This is a genomic window from Streptomyces sp. NPDC021212 (assembly GCF_044332925.1).
Classification (GTDB): Bacteria; Actinomycetota; Actinomycetes; order Streptomycetales; family Streptomycetaceae; genus Streptomyces.
In genome coordinates this window covers 1-13,785 of record NZ_JBIRPZ010000011.1, presented here as the reverse complement: position 1 = coordinate 13,785, position 13,785 = coordinate 1, and the positions used below count along the sequence as shown (strand labels likewise).

Annotated in this window: 14 protein-coding genes and 1 rRNA gene; 10 read left to right on the top strand and 5 right to left on the bottom strand. The window is 69.1% G+C overall.

Annotated features, from left to right (window positions below; translation table 11 throughout):
- The first annotated feature begins 316 nt into the window (after positions 1 to 316).
- Positions 317 to 2,902, top strand: a complete 2,586-nt coding sequence (locus tag ACH4SI_RS28000; protein WP_398300311.1) for an FHA domain-containing protein — start codon at positions 317 to 319, stop codon at positions 2,900 to 2,902.
- An 86-nt stretch (positions 2,903 to 2,988) separates the two neighbouring features.
- Here ACH4SI_RS28000 and ACH4SI_RS27995 read toward each other — a convergent pair whose 3' ends face one another.
- On the bottom strand, positions 2,989 to 3,759 hold the full coding sequence (locus ACH4SI_RS27995) for a lytic transglycosylase (protein ID WP_398300309.1): 771 nt from the start codon (positions 3,757 to 3,759) through the stop codon (positions 2,989 to 2,991).
- 445 nt (positions 3,760 to 4,204) lie between these two features.
- On the opposite strand from ACH4SI_RS27995, the gene ACH4SI_RS27990 reads away from it, so the two are divergent.
- From ACH4SI_RS27990 to ACH4SI_RS27980, 3 genes are all read left to right on the top strand, one after another.
- Positions 4,205 to 5,362, top strand: coding sequence for a GAF domain-containing sensor histidine kinase (locus ACH4SI_RS27990; protein WP_398300307.1), 1,158 nt, complete (start codon positions 4,205 to 4,207; stop codon positions 5,360 to 5,362).
- Complete coding sequence (locus tag ACH4SI_RS27985; RefSeq protein WP_398300305.1) at positions 5,355 to 6,011, top strand: response regulator; 657 nt, start codon at positions 5,355 to 5,357, stop codon at positions 6,009 to 6,011. Before ACH4SI_RS27990 ends, ACH4SI_RS27985 begins: the two co-directional genes overlap by 8 nt.
- 137 nt (positions 6,012 to 6,148) lie before the next feature.
- The gene (locus ACH4SI_RS27980) at positions 6,149 to 6,379 is read left to right on the top strand and encodes a chaplin (protein WP_398300303.1); all 231 of its coding nucleotides are present in this window, start codon (positions 6,149 to 6,151) and stop codon (positions 6,377 to 6,379) included.
- A gap of 86 nt (positions 6,380 to 6,465) precedes the next feature.
- On the opposite strand, the gene ACH4SI_RS27975 is transcribed toward ACH4SI_RS27980, so the two are convergent.
- Complete coding sequence (locus tag ACH4SI_RS27975) at positions 6,466 to 7,269, bottom strand: hypothetical protein (protein WP_398300301.1); 804 nt, start codon at positions 7,267 to 7,269, stop codon at positions 6,466 to 6,468.
- A 110-nt stretch (positions 7,270 to 7,379) separates the two neighbouring features.
- On the opposite strand from ACH4SI_RS27975, the gene ACH4SI_RS27970 reads away from it, so the two are divergent.
- The 3 genes from ACH4SI_RS27970 (at position 7,380) to ACH4SI_RS27960 (ending at position 9,809) form a co-directional block, all read left to right on the top strand.
- On the top strand, positions 7,380 to 8,171 hold the full coding sequence (locus tag ACH4SI_RS27970) for an ABC transporter ATP-binding protein (RefSeq protein ID WP_398300299.1): 792 nt from the start codon (positions 7,380 to 7,382) through the stop codon (positions 8,169 to 8,171).
- Positions 8,172 to 8,277: 106 nt separating this feature from the next.
- Entirely contained in the window at positions 8,278 to 8,703 is a 426-nt protein-coding gene (locus tag ACH4SI_RS27965; RefSeq protein ID WP_398300297.1) for an NfeD family protein, read from the top strand.
- A gap of 137 nt (positions 8,704 to 8,840) precedes the next feature.
- Entirely contained in the window at positions 8,841 to 9,809 is a 969-nt protein-coding gene (locus tag ACH4SI_RS27960; RefSeq protein WP_398300295.1) for an SPFH domain-containing protein, read from the top strand.
- Between the two features lie 70 nt (positions 9,810 to 9,879).
- On the opposite strand, the gene ACH4SI_RS27955 is transcribed toward ACH4SI_RS27960, so the two are convergent.
- Both ACH4SI_RS27955 and ACH4SI_RS27950 read right to left on the bottom strand, forming a co-directional pair.
- Complete coding sequence (locus tag ACH4SI_RS27955) at positions 9,880 to 10,383, bottom strand: HNH endonuclease (protein WP_398300292.1); 504 nt, start codon at positions 10,381 to 10,383, stop codon at positions 9,880 to 9,882.
- A 103-nt stretch (positions 10,384 to 10,486) separates the two neighbouring features.
- Positions 10,487 to 11,026, bottom strand: coding sequence for a YbhB/YbcL family Raf kinase inhibitor-like protein (locus tag ACH4SI_RS27950; protein ID WP_398300290.1), 540 nt, complete (start codon positions 11,024 to 11,026; stop codon positions 10,487 to 10,489).
- Between the two features lie 87 nt (positions 11,027 to 11,113).
- Between ACH4SI_RS27950 and ACH4SI_RS27945 the strand changes: the two genes are divergently transcribed.
- A complete protein-coding gene (locus ACH4SI_RS27945; protein ID WP_398300288.1) occupies positions 11,114 to 11,446 on the top strand; it encodes a barstar family protein in 333 nt (110 codons plus the stop codon).
- A 71-nt stretch (positions 11,447 to 11,517) separates the two neighbouring features.
- Here the strand turns inward: ACH4SI_RS27945 and ACH4SI_RS27940 are convergent, their stop codons facing one another.
- Entirely contained in the window at positions 11,518 to 12,300 is a 783-nt protein-coding gene (locus ACH4SI_RS27940) for a sporulation protein (RefSeq protein ID WP_398300286.1), read from the bottom strand.
- A 198-nt stretch (positions 12,301 to 12,498) separates the two neighbouring features.
- On the opposite strand from ACH4SI_RS27940, the gene ACH4SI_RS27935 reads away from it, so the two are divergent.
- Together ACH4SI_RS27935 and ACH4SI_RS27930 are read left to right on the top strand one after the other, a co-directional pair.
- Positions 12,499 to 13,161, top strand: coding sequence for a DNA-3-methyladenine glycosylase (locus tag ACH4SI_RS27935; RefSeq protein ID WP_398300284.1), 663 nt, complete (start codon positions 12,499 to 12,501; stop codon positions 13,159 to 13,161).
- 549 nt (positions 13,162 to 13,710) lie between these two features.
- Positions 13,711 to 13,785: ribosomal RNA gene (locus ACH4SI_RS27930) — 16S ribosomal RNA — on the top strand; the annotation flags it as partial.

Sequence of the window (13,785 nt, the reverse complement as noted above, 5' to 3'; positions counted from 1 at the left end):
CCCGCCCGCCGCGCGGCAGCCCGCGTCGTGGACGGCCATACGGTGCGCAACGTTCATCTACCGGACGCCACCGCGTCACCGTCGCCGCCGCCGATCATGGCCGCGCCGAGTTGCCCGGATCCTCCGTGGTCGGACCCATCCGGGCGCGCTTACGCTTTCCTGGGGTTTTCTGGGGTTTTCCGGATGAACCAACTTGCCCGAGTTGCCGTCTTGCTCAAAACCCGACTTCCGGTTAAGCGGCTGAGCCTGAAATAGTTCCTCACGATGTTCGCCATCCCTAGACTCCCTTTGCAGGGGGTAGCTCGGGGGACAACTAGTGGGGCATGGAGTGCCGGAACTCGTACTGGAATTGAACGGACGGACCTGGACGCTTGATCCATCCAGGTCGTACAGCGTGGGGCGTGACCCACAGGGCGACATGGTGCTGGACGACGCCAGAGTCTCGTGGCGGCACGCCACGGTGCGCTGGGGCGGCGGCAGTTGGGTCGTTGAAGATCATGGCAGCACCAACGGCACTTATGTGCAGGGCCAGCGAATCCAACAGGTGGAAATCGGCCCGGGTGCGGCCGTCCATCTCGGCAACGCGACGGACGGCCCGCGGCTGAACGTTTCGGGCGCGGGCGCCGCGGCGTACAGCCGGCAGGGGGCCGCAGGCGCCCCTCAACAGGCCCAGCAGCAGGCGCAGCAGTACCAGCAGCCCCCGCAGCAGCCGTATCAGCAGCCCGGCGCGGGCTGGCCGCAACAGGGCCGGCAGCCGCAGGCGCAGCCCCAGGGGTGGCAGCAACAGGCCCCGCCCCAGCAGCAGCCGTTCGTGCCGCAGCAGCAGAGCCCGCGCGACCACCACGCGCAGAACGGCCAGGGCGGCGGCCCCGGCGACGCGCGGACCGGTCAGGCCGACCGCAGCCCGACCACGTTCCACCAACTGGACGCGGGCCGGGTGATGCGCATCGGCCGTGCGCTGGAGAACGAGCTGGTCGTCTCCGACCTCCAGGTCTCCCGCAACCACGCCGAGTTCCGGGCGCTGCCCGACGGCCGCTTCGAGATCCGCGACCTCGGCAGCCACAACGGTACGTACGTCAACGGTCAGCCGGTCCGCCAGCAGGTGATCGGCCCGAACGACACCGTCGGCGTCGGCCACTCCACCTTCCGGCTGGTCGGCGACCGGCTCGAGGAGTTCGTCGACACCGGTGACGTCTCCTTCTCGGCCCGCCACCTCACCGTCACCGTCGACGGCGGCAAGCAGATCCTCAAGGACGTCTCCTTCGGCGTCCCCGAGAAGTCGCTGATCGCGGTCATCGGCCCGTCCGGCTCCGGCAAGTCGACGCTGCTGAAGGCGCTCACCGGCTACCGCCCGGCCAACGAGGGCGACGTCCTCTACGACAACCGGAACCTCTACAAGCAGTTCGCCGAGCTGCGCCAGCGCATCGGTCTGGTCCCGCAGGACGACATCCTGCACAAGGAGTTGACCGTCCAGAAGGCCCTCCGGTACGCCGCGAAGCTCCGCTTCCCCGGCGACACCGCGACCGCCGAGCGCGAGGCCCGGATCGACGAGGTGCTGCGCGAGCTGAAGCTCGACATCCACCGCGAGAAGAAGGTCACCGCGCTCTCCGGCGGTCAGCGCAAGCGGGTCTCGGTCGCGCTGGAGCTGCTCACCAAGCCGTCGCTGATCTTCCTGGACGAGCCGACCTCCGGTCTCGACCCGGGCATGGACCGCGACGTCATGCAGCTGCTGCGCGGCCTCGCCGACGACGGCCGCACCGTCCTGGTGGTCACCCACTCGGTCGCCGAGCTGGCGCTGTGCGACAAGCTGCTGGTGATGGCGCCGGGCGGTTCGGTGGCCTACTTCGGCCCGCCGAACGAGGCGCTCAACTTCTTCGGCTACGACAGCTGGGCGGACGTCTTCTCGGCGTTCGAGAACTACCGCGACTACGACTGGTCGGGCCGCTGGCGCGGTTCGCAGCACTACCAGATGTACGCAGCGGACATCGACGCCGTCGCCCCGCAGTCCGTCGATGTGCAGGCGCCGCCCGCGCGGATGCAGAAGTCGCAGGGCTGGGGCTCCCAGCTGTGGACGCTGATACGCCGCTACGTCTCGGTGATCGCCTCCGATCGCGGTTTCTTGGCGCTGATGGTGATCCTGCCCGCCGTGCTCGGCGCGGTCAGTACCGTGATCCCGTCGGACTTCGGCTTCAACAGAGCACCGAAGGGGCAGTTCAACCAGGACTCGGGCACGATCACCCTGATCCTCGTGGTCGGCATGTGCTTCTCGGGCGCGGCCAACTCCGTACGAGAACTGATCAAGGAACGGGTGATCTACGAACGGGAACGGGCCGTCGGCCTGTCCCGCTCCGCTTATCTGATGTCCAAGGTGATCGTGCTCGGCGTGATCACCGCCTTCCAGGGCGTGATCATCTCCGCCATCGGCTTCTCGGTCCGCGAGCTGCCCGAAGAGGCGCTGATCATGCCGCCGGCCGTCGAGATGTGCGTGGCCATCATCGCGATCGGCTTCACCTCGATGATGGTGGGCCTGGTGATCTCCTCGCTGGTGAAGACCGCCGAGAAGACCATGCCGCTGCTGGTCATGTTCGCGATCATCCAGGTCGTCTTCACCGGCATCCTGTTCAAGATCTACGGATCGCCCGGCATCGAGCAGTTCGCGTATCTGATGCCCGCCCGCTGGGCGGTCGGCGCGGTCGGCGCGACGCTGGACCTCGGCCCCGGCCCGGGCCATCTGATGGCGCCGTGGGACCGCAAGAAGCCGCTGGACACGGACCCGCTGTGGGAGCACACCACCGCCCAGTGGAGCATCGACATGGCCGTCCTGCTGGCGCTCGCCATCATCTGCGCGATCGCGGTCGCGCGGCTGCTGCGCCGCCATGAGCCGGAGGTCATGCGCAAGTAGCCGCAACCAGCACAGCACGGCCCAGGGCGGCGGCACCCCTCGCACACAGGGGGTGCCGCCGCCCTTCGGCATGTGGGCGCCTGGCTTTAGTACGGGCCGTTGACGTTGTCGATGGAGCCGTACCGGTCGGCCGCGTAGTTGCACGCGGCGACGATGTTGGCGACCGGGTCGTACTGGTCGAAGGGCGTGCCCGCGACGTGGTACGCCTGGAAGGTCGGGAGGATGACCTGGAGCAGACCCTTGGACGGGACGCCGTTCTGGGCGTTGATGTCGTACAGGTTGATCGCCCGCGGGTTACCGCCGGACTCCCGGATGATGTTGCGGTGGATGCCGTAGTAGGTGCCCGGGATGTTGTGCTTCTTCATGATGTCCAGGGATTCCCGGATCCAGCCGTCGAGGTTGTTCGGGTAGGTCTTCTTGGCAGCGGCGAGCTTGGCGCGCGCGGCGGCGCGGCTCGCGGCCTCCTGCGCGGCCTTCTCCCTGGCGGCCTTGGCCGCGGCGGCCTTCGCGGCGGCGGCCTTCTCCGCGGCGGCCTTCTTGGCGGCCGCTTCGGCGGCGGCCTTCTTCGCTGCCGCTTCCTCGGCGGCCTTCTTCTGCGCGGCCTCTGCCTGGGCCTGCTTGCTGGCGAGGGTGGCCTGCTTGAGCAGAACCTCCCGCTGGACCTTGCTGTCGACCTTCTGCGAGGTCCAGGACACCGACTTCGCCGGCAGCTCCTGGGCCGTCGGTTTGGCGTCGGCGTTGCCGCCGGGGACGAGCGCGAAGGCTATGGCGGCGGCGCCGGCCGCGGCGATGCCGGCGGCGGAGTACTTGGTTGTCTTCGTCAGGCGGTTGTAGCCGGGAATGCTGGGCAGGGGCATGGCGGAGTAGACCTCTTCCAATCGCTTGTGTCGCAGGCCAAATCGGCGCCTTGTGCGCCGTCCCTGGATCCACGGCGCCGTGCGACTGGGGGAAATTCTTAGCGGTTGCAAAATGCTGTGGCAAAGGTGTGACATACGATGCCGCTTAGTGGGTAAGTAGGTTTTCCCCGCCCGTGTGAGCGTGCGTTGTCCCCGCTCATGCCGGGTAAAACATCCACTAACCGACTTCGTAAGTGACGTGCGTCCTGTGTCAGGGGTCACATTGCCGAGTCTTTAATATTGCGAAGTGTGCCTGCGCAAATGCGGAGTGTCGCCGAATTTCCGCACTTTGTAACGGCCTCTTCCGGCGCTTCCGCTGCTTCCTTCGCCCTAGGTCGGAAGTCGCAATGAAGCCCTGTGGTAAGGCCGATACGCTCACTTCCGCCGCGCCGGTACGGTGATGCTCATGACCAAAGGACCGGGCGGCGGGGCCGGGGCGGGCCTGGCTTGGGTGAGCAGTGCGCTCCTCGCGATGAGCAGACATCTGGAAGTCCGAGATGTCCTAAAGACAATCGTTGTGTCCGCCCGTGAGCTGCTGGATGCGGAGTACTCGGCGCTGGGGGTCCCGGACGACCACGGGGGTTTTGCCCAGTTCGTAGTAGATGGCGTCAGTGACGCGCAGTGGAAGGCCATCGGGCCGCTGCCCCGCCAGCACGGGATCCTCGCCGCGATGCTCAGGGACGCCACCCCGCAGCGGCTGGCCGATGTCCGGCGCGATCCGCGATTCGAGGGCTGGCCCCGGGGTCATCCGGACATGTCCGACTTTATTGGACTTCCTATCGCGGATGGTGAGGAAGTTCTCGGCGCGCTCTTCCTGGCCAACAAGCGATGCGCGAAACCGGAGGGCAGCTGTGGCTTCACCGCCGAGGACGAGGAACTGCTCGCCATCCTCGCCCAGCACGCCGCCATCGCCCTCACCAATGCCCGCCTCTACGAGCGCAGCCGCGAGCTGACCATCGCGGGGGAGCGCGCCCGGCTCGCCCATGAGCTGCACGACGCCGTCTCCCAGAAGCTCTTCTCGCTGCGGCTGACCGCCCAGGCGGCCGCAGCGCTCGTGGACCGCGACCCGGCCCGCGCCAAGGAGGAGCTGCACCAGGTCGCGGCCCTCGCGGCCGAGGCCGCCGACGAACTGCGCTCCGCCGTCGTGGAGCTGCGCCCCGCCGCGCTCGACGAGGACGGCCTGGTCGCGACCCTGCGGACCCAGGTGCAGGTCCTGGACCGGGCCCACACCGCCCGGGTCACCTTCGAGGCCCTCGGCGTACGGGCGCTGCCCGCCGCCCAGGAGGAGGCGCTGCTGCGGGTGGCCCAGGAAGCCCTGCACAACGCGCTGCGCCACGCCGACGCGCGGCAGGTCGACGTCACCCTCTCGCGGCACCATCAGGGCGCCGTGCTGCGGGTGAGCGACGACGGCGTCGGCTTCGACCCCTTGGCGGTGCGCCGGGCGGGGCGGCATCTGGGGCTGGTGTCGATGCGCGACCGGGCGAGCGGCGTAGGCGGCGGACTGACCGTGCACTCGGCGCCCGGCAAGGGAACCGTGATCGAGATGGAGGTGCCCGGTGGGTGAGCGACGGGACGGAGCGGCGATCCGGGTGCTGCTCGTCGACGACCACCAGGTGGTGCGGCGCGGCCTGCGGACCTTCCTGGAGGTGCAGGACGACATCGACGTGGTCGGCGAGGCGCCGGACGGGGAGGAGGGCATCGCCCGCGCCGAGGAGCTGCGCCCCGACGTCGTCCTGATGGACATCAAGATGCCCGGCGTCGACGGCATCGAGGCGCTGCGCAAGCTGCGCGACCTCGGCAACCCGGCCCGGGTGCTGGTCGTGACGAGTTTCACCGAGAAGCGCACCGTGGTTCCCGCCCTGCGCGCGGGTGCGGCCGGTTACGTCTACAAGGACGTGGACCCCGAGGCCCTCGCGAGCGCCATACGGTCCGCCCACGCCGGGCAGGTGGTGCTCCAGCCCGAGGTGGCCGACGCGCTGCTCTCCCAGGGTGAGGAGAGCGGCGGTCAGGGGCGCGGCGGCTCCCTCACCGACCGGGAGCGGGAGGTGCTCGCGCTGATCGCGGACGGCCGGTCGAACCGGGAAATCGCGCGCAGGCTCATACTGTCCGAAAAGACCGTGAAGACACATGTGTCCAATATTCTTATGAAATTGGACCTCGCCGATCGCACGCAGGCCGCGCTCTGGGCGGTACGCCATGGAATCGGAGCATGAACAGCGTTTCTCCGTGCAATCACACCAACGTGTGTATGTCACCCGAACAGCGCAACTCCGCCCGTCCCGGGCCGTTCTCCACGGCGTACTGCGGAGATTCGCCGCAGCGACGCGTTATGGACGAAGGGTCTTGAGAAGTGAAGAACATCAAGAGGATCGCTGCCATCACCATCGCGGCCGGCGGTCTCGCCGTCGCCGGTGCGGGTGTCGCCTCCGCCCAGGACGGCCCCATGGCCGACGGCGGGGCGACGATGTCCCCGGGAGTCGTCGCGGGCAACAACGCCCAGGTGCCCGTCCACGTGCCGGTCGGCGTCTGCGGCAACACCATCAACGTCATCGGGACGATGAACCCCGCCTTCTGCGACTGAGCCCTCCCCTCAGGGCAGAGGCACCGCTCAGCACCGGCCGGCCCCGGAGGCACCGCCTCCGGGGCCGGCCCCTTGCGTCCGGGCCGTCAGAAACCGCCCCGCTCCAGCTCTTCCACATACGCGTTGTACGCCGCCACCTGCGCCCGCCGGGCCGTGCGCTCCACCGGCCGCAGCGCCTCCGACCGGGCCGCGATCTCCGACGCGCTCACCGCCGCCCCGTGATCCTTGCCGTCCCCGCCCGGTGCGTACGCGATGGCGATCAGCGCGCCCACCCGCTGCGCCAGCTCCAGCACCCGCAGGGCCCGCGGCGGATAGCCCGGCGCCAGCACCTCGCGCCCCCGCTCGGCCCGCGCCCGGTACGCCTCCAGCGCTGCCTGGGCGGCCGGACCGGCCCCGGCCACATTCAGCCGGGACAGCACCTCGGTCGCCTCCCGCAGCGCCTCGGCCAGCTCCCGCTCGGCCTCGCCGAGCGACGGCACGTCCGCGGGCGGCGCCTCCCGCACCGGCAGACAGCGCCACGTCACCTCGATGTGCTGATCGCCCTCGGGCCCCACCGCCGACACCTCGGGCACCAGACCCAGCGCCACCCCCGTTGCCACCACCGCCTCGCCCGCGTCGAGCGCCCTCTCGTTGAACTCCGGCGGCCCGCTCAGCCCCAGGGGGTGCCCCGCTATCGGCAGCGCCACCCGCAGCCCCTTGGCCCCGAGCGCTCTCAGCCGCCCCAGCGCCAGCGTCAGTCCGACCGGGCCGGACTCGCCGGGCAGCTCCGCCACCCGGTGCGACGCGTCCTCCCCGGCGATCCGGTGCGCGGCGTCGTCCGGCGAGACAAGTCCGGCGAGAAGGGCATTTCCCCAGGCTGCGAGGCGCCCTGAACGTGGTTCATCGAGCATGGAACCAGCCTAAGGACTGCCGCCGACAATGCGTGGCGTAGGTTTTCCTCTGGGGGCTGCGCCCACAGGCGCACGCAACACTCGAGACTGCAATGGGAGACAACGCGCTCATGAGCGAGGTTCTGGAGCTGGTGGACGTATCCGTGGTCCGCGACGGTCGGGCTCTGGTGGACGACGTCTCCTGGTCGATCAAGGAAGGGGAGCGCTGGGTGATCCTCGGCCCCAACGGCGCCGGGAAGACCACCCTGCTCAACCTCGCGTCGAGCTACCTCTTCCCGAGTGCCGGGTCCGCCCGGATCCTCGGCGAGCAGCTCGGCGCCGTGGACGTCTTCGACCTGCGCCCGCGCATCGGCATGGCGGGCATCGCCATGGCCGACAAGCTGCCGCGCGCCCAGACCGTCCTGCAGACCGTGCTCACCGCCGCGTACGGCATGACCGCGCACTGGCAGGAGAACTACGACCAGGTCGACGAGGCCCGGGCCCGGGCCTTCCTCGACCGCCTCGGCATGACCGAGTACCTCGACCGCAAGTTCGGCACCCTCTCCGAGGGTGAGCGCAAGCGCACCCTCATCGCCCGCGCGATGATGACCGACCCCGAACTGCTGCTCCTGGACGAGCCCGCGGCAGGGCTCGACCTCGGCGGCCGCGAGGACCTTGTACGACGCCTCGGACGGCTCGCCCGCGACCCGTACGCGCCGTCGATGATCATGGTGACACATCATGTCGAGGAAATCCCCCCGGGCTTCACCCACGTCCTGATGATCCGTCAGGGCAAGGTGCTCACCGCCGGGCCCATCGACATGGAACTGACCTCCCGTAACCTCTCGCGCTGCTTCGGGCTCCCGCTGATCGTCGAGCGCAACGGCGACCGCTGGACCGCCCAGGGCCTGCCCCTCACCTGACACCACCCTCCGATGGCCTGAACATCCGCTCCGAACACGGCGCCTGCCACCGGCAACCCGGAATGCGCCCTGTTCCCCGACGGACCTCGAGAACTACCATGACCTTGTGGATCCGTGGGTGTGGTGGCTGATCGCCGCCGTAGGACTGGGCATTCCGCTCGTGCTGACCGCGATGCCCGAATTCGGGATGGTCGCGGTCGGCGCGGTCGCCGGTGCCATCACCGATGCGCTCGGCGGCGGAGTCGTACTCCAGGTCATCGTCTTCTGTGCGGTCTCGGTCGCGCTGGTCGCCGTCGTCCGCCCGTTGGCGGTCCGCAGCCGGCGTCAGCAACCCGGGCTGCGCAGCGGTGTCGAGGCGCTGAAAGGACGGCAGGCCGTCGTCCTCGAACGCGTCGACGACAGCGGCGACGGCCGCATCAAGCTGGCCGGCGAGATCTGGTCCGCCCGTTCCCTCGACCCCGGCCAGTCCTATGAACCCGGCCAGCAGGTCGACGTCGTCGAGATCGACGGCGCCACCGCCGTCGTCATGTAGACGTCGTAGTACCAAGAGCTGAGCCCCACCCCGCTCAGCTGCGGAGTCGGCCGTCGATCTGACAGACTCCACCCACAAGACCGGACCTGATCATCCCGATCATCCAGAAGCACGCATGAAGGGCACGGGGAGCCGCTGTGGAACCGATCATCATCGTCCTGATCATCCTGGTGGTGCTCGTCTTCATCGCACTGATCAAGACGATCCAGGTCATCCCGCAGGCCAGTGCCGCCATCGTGGAACGCTTCGGCCGCTACACGCGCACCCTCAACGCGGGCCTCAACATCGTCGTCCCATTCATCGACTCGGTCCGCAACCGCGTCGATCTGCGGGAACAGGTCGTCCCGTTCCCGCCGCAGCCGGTGATCACCCAGGACAACCTGGTCGTGAACATCGACACCGTCATCTACTACCAGGTGACCGACGCCCGGGCCGCGACCTACGAGGTCGCCAGCTACATCCAGGCGATCGAGCAGCTGACCGTCACCACCCTGCGGAACATCATCGGCGGCATGGACCTGGAGCGCACCCTGACCTCCCGTGAGGAGATCAACGCGGCGCTGCGCGGCGTCCTCGACGAGGCCACCGGCAAGTGGGGCATCCGCGTCAACCGCGTCGAGCTGAAGGCCATCGAGCCGCCGACCTCCATCCAGGACTCGATGGAGAAGCAGATGCGCGCCGACCGTGACAAGCGCGCCGCGATCCTCCAGGCCGAAGGTGTCCGGCAGTCCGAGATCCTGCGCGCCGAGGGCGAGAAGCAGTCCTCGATCCTGCGGGCCGAGGGTGAGGCCAAGGCCGCCGCGCTGCGCGCCGAGGGCGAGGCCCAGGCCATCCGTACGGTCTTCGAGTCCATCCACGCCGGAGACCCGGACCAGAAGCTGCTCTCCTACCAGTACCTCCAGATGCTGCCGAAGATCGCCGAGGGCGACGCCAACAAGCTCTGGATCGTGCCCAGCGAGATCGGCGACGCCCTCAAGGGCCTCGGCGGGGCCATCGGCAACTTCGGGCCGATGACCGGCGGGAACGGCGGCGGTGCCGCACCGGCCGCCCCGACGGCCACCGGCAAGGAGGCCGCCCCGCGCCGCGAGCAGCCCAGGATCGACTGACGCCGACGACTGAAGGGCCGGTACCCCGCGCGGGGTACCGGCCCTTCAGTCGTCCTGGCGGCTCATGGGCTCAGGCGGGCAGCGCCAGCCACTCCGGCAGCCCGTCCCGCTCGGCGGCCCCCAGCGCCAGCAGCAGCGCGTCCGAAGGCGTCGGCTCGAACGGCGAGTTGAGCAGTCGCATCCCCGCCTGCTCCGGAGTCCGGTCCGCCTTGCGGTGGTTGTCCTCCGCGCAGGAGGCGACGGTGTTCAGCCAGGTGTCCCCGCCCCCGCGCGACCGCGGCACCACATGGTCCACGGTCGTCGCCCGCCGACCGCAGTACGCGCACCGGTGCTGATCCCGCACCAGTACCCCGCGCCGCGACCACGGAGCACGTCTTCGGAACGGCACCCGTACGTAACGGCACAGCCGGATCACCCGGGGCCCCGGCAGATCGACCTCCGCGGCGCGCACCCGCAGTCCGGGATGGGCGCGTTCGACGACGGCCTTCTCCTGGAGGACCAGCACCACCGCACGCCGCAGCGTCACCGTCGACAGCGGCTCGAAGCTCGCGTTCAGAACCAGCGTCTCGCGCATCCCGACCACCTCCCGCATCCCGGCCACGCCCGCCTTCCGTGACGGGCGGGCCGGGGTCAACTCTGGCCGGGAGAATGGCCGAGAACAACGCATTTTCGCGGCGTCAGCCCGCCGCGGGCACCTCGTACTCGCCGATCAGCTGCGCCCGGCCCAGCGTGTGGAAGCGCAGATTGAAGCCGACCACCGCGGGCGACGCGTCCGCGTCCGGGCCCAGCTTCTCGGTGTCCACCGCGTACACGGTGAACACATAGCGGTGCGGACCGTCCCCGGGCGGCGGCGCGGCACCGCCGAAGTCCCGGGTGCCGAAGTCGTTACGGGCGTGCACGGCACCCTCGGGAAGCCCCGCGAAGCCACCGGTTCCCGCCCCGGCCGGCAACTCGGTCACGGTCGCCGGAATGTCGAACAGCACCCAGTGCCAGAACCCGCTGCCGGTCGGCGCGTCCGGGTCGAAACAGGTGACGGCGAAGCTCTTCGTCCCCTCCGGGAAACCCTCCCAGCGGAGCTGCGGCGAGGTGTTCCCCTCCGCGTACACCTGGGCGGACGGCAGCGCGCCGTCCGCCGTCACATCGTCGCTCGCCACGGTGAACGACGGCACCGGCGGATGGAAGTCATGGGGGAGCGGACGCCGGTTCTGATCGGACACGTCGAAAACCTCCTGATGATCGCGGTTGATCAGCTGCCCGGCCAGCCTAACGAGACCGGACGGGCGCGGGCTGGCACCATGGCGCCCATGACCGGCCCGACCCCCGTCCTCCCCCTGCACCTCGACGGCGTGTCCGACAAGGACGGCTTCCTCGAGCGCTGCGCCCGGGACCTGCGCTTCCCCGACTGGTACGGGCACAACTGGGACGCGCTCGCCGACTGCCTCACCGACCTCTCCTGGTGGGGCGAGGACGCCGAGCCCAGCGGCTATCTGCTGCGGGTCCGTGGCTGGAACGCGTTCCGCGCCGCGGCACCCGAGGCCGCGGCGATCGCGGCGGACATCCTCAGCGACGCCGTGACGTACTGGTCCGCCCGCGGCACACCGCTGACCATCTGGTACGACGACGGCCCGGACGCATAGCGCGGGGCGTGCGCCGAACGCATCCGGCACACGCCCCGCGGCGCATCGTGTGAGGGGAAACCGGCGACGGTTCAGAACCAGTTGCGCTTGCCGCCGACCTCGGCGAGCCACTGGTTCAGATACGCGGCCCAGTCCGTCTCCTGGTAGGACTCCAGGCCGACGGTGAAGGAGCGGTACGAGTCGCTGCCCGAGCTGAACAGCCCCGGCTTCTTGTCCATCTCCAGGACGACGTCCATCTCGCGGTCGTCCGCGACGAAGGACAGCTCGACCTGGTTGAGCCCCCGGTACTGCTGCGGCGCGTGGAACTCGATCTCCTGGTAGAAGGGCAGCCGCTGACGCGTCCCGCGGATGTGCCCCTTCTCCAGGTCGGCGTTCTTGAACCGGAAACCGAGCGCACCGAAGGCGTCCAGGATCGCCTGCTGGGCGGGGAGCGGATGCACGTTGACCGGGTCCAGGTCACCGGAGTCCACCGCGCGCGCGATCGCCAGCTCCGTCGTCACGCCCACGTGCATCCCGGTCAGATGATGGCCGAGGAAGGTCGTGACCGGAGTCTCCCAGGGGATCTCCAGACCGAACTGCACGGCGTGCACCGCACCCGGCTGCACCTCGAACGCGCCGCCCAGCTGCTGCCGGGTGAACTCGATGTTCTGCTTGTGCTCCTGGTCGCCGCTCTCCACCTCGACCCGGGCCTGCAGCCCGACGGAGAGGCCCTCGACCTGCTGCGCGACGGAGCCCCCCTGGATCCGGACCTCGCCCTGCACGACGCCACCCGGGACGACGTTCTCCTCGGTCAGCACCGTCTCCACCGAGGCGCCACCGGCACCCAAACTCGCGAGCAGCTTCTTGAAGCCCATGTTCTCCCTCTCAAAGACACATTCGCGCCGACGCTTTCGCGCCATGACTCGATCGCATCGGTCGCTGTTGAACAGTAGATACGCGGAACAGCCTCCGGCGGTTCCGCAGGTCATACCCTCGCAGTGGACCGGCCCGGCTCCAACCACCGGTATCCAACGGTTCCACTACGCTCGGACCGCGTGACTGACGGAGCCGAAGTGACCGATGGACCCGACCGCGAGCCGCTGGACCGTGCCTTCTTCGACCGCCCGGTGCTCGAGGTCGCACCGGACCTCCTCGGCCGGACGCTCGTGCGGCGCACTCCCGAGGGTCCGATCGCGCTGCGCCTGACCGAGGTCGAGGCGTACGCGGGCCTGGCCGACCCCGGCTCCCACGCCTACCGCGGTCGCACCGAGCGCAACGCCGTGATGTTCGGGCCCCCGGGGCATGCGTATGTCTACTTCACCTACGGCATGTGGCATTGCCTCAACCTGGTCTGCGGACCGGAGGGCTCCCCGAGCGGGGTACTGCTGCGCGCGGGGGAGGTGCTGTACGGACACGAGCACGCCCACGAGCGCCGGCCGAAGGCGCGCAACGACCATGAACTGGCCAAGGGCCCCGCCCGGCTGGCCACGGCACTCGGTGTCGACCGCCGGCTGGACGGCACCGATGTGTGCGCGGGCCCGCAGGCCCCGCTGGGGATACTCACGGGCTGCCCCGCCCGGCCCGAGCAGGTGCTCAGCGGACCCCGCACGGGAGTCGGTGGCGAGGGCGCGACCCACCCGTGGCGCTTCTGGATCGACGGGGACCCTTCGGTCAGCCCGTACCGGGCGCACACCCCGAGGCGCCGTAATGCGACGCGTCGTCAGGTGGGAACTTGACTCCGGTCGGCCGGGGGCCTAACGTAGCCCGAGTCGCTTGAGACGGGCAGCGCTGTCGGCACGACCCCAGGTCGGGCCCCCAGTAGCCCCAGGTGGCCAACCACTACTGACACTTCCCCAACAGGGTCCTATTTCGCTGCGCGAAATCATGCCCTGGGGCTCCGATTAGGAGCTGAGCGGGAAATTCGCTAAAGTGGTGGACACGCCGGAAGGCGCGAAACACCCCGCTCCAACAGGGGGCCGGAAACGGAATTCGGACCGGAAACGGAACGGAAAACGGATCTGGTAAGGTTGGAAACACGAAAGGCCGAAAGGCCGGAGGGAAAAGCCCGGAGAAACCGGTGATACGGTTTCAAAGGAAGCGTCCGTTCCTTGAGAACTCAACAGCGTGCCAAAAGTCAACGCCAGATATGTTGATACCCCGTCCGCATCACTGATGTGGTCGAGGTTCCTTTGAAGAAAAACACAGCGAGGACGCTGTGAACGAGCTGGACTATTCCTCCGGCTTGTTCCGCTCTCGTGGTGTTGACCGGGATGACCCGGAAAGCATTCACGGAGAGTTTGATCCTGGCTCAGGACGAACGCTGGCGGCGTGCTTAACACATGCAAGTCGAACGATGAAGC

Coding starts and splice junctions, on each gene's coding strand:
- ACH4SI_RS27995 (WP_398300309.1), bottom strand. CDS start 3,759: ATGCCCCTGCCCAGCATTCCCGGCTACAACCGCCTGACGAAGACAACC.
- ACH4SI_RS27990 (WP_398300307.1), top strand. CDS start 4,205: ATGACCAAAGGACCGGGCGGCGGGGCCGGGGCGGGCCTGGCTTGGGTG.
- ACH4SI_RS27975 (WP_398300301.1), bottom strand. CDS start 7,269: ATGCTCGATGAACCACGTTCAGGGCGCCTCGCAGCCTGGGGAAATGCC.
- ACH4SI_RS27970 (WP_398300299.1), top strand. CDS start 7,380: ATGAGCGAGGTTCTGGAGCTGGTGGACGTATCCGTGGTCCGCGACGGT.
- ACH4SI_RS27955 (WP_398300292.1), bottom strand. CDS start 10,383: ATGCGCGAGACGCTGGTTCTGAACGCGAGCTTCGAGCCGCTGTCGACG.
- ACH4SI_RS27945 (WP_398300288.1), top strand. CDS start 11,114: ATGACCGGCCCGACCCCCGTCCTCCCCCTGCACCTCGACGGCGTGTCC.
- ACH4SI_RS27940 (WP_398300286.1), bottom strand. CDS start 12,300: ATGGGCTTCAAGAAGCTGCTCGCGAGTTTGGGTGCCGGTGGCGCCTCG.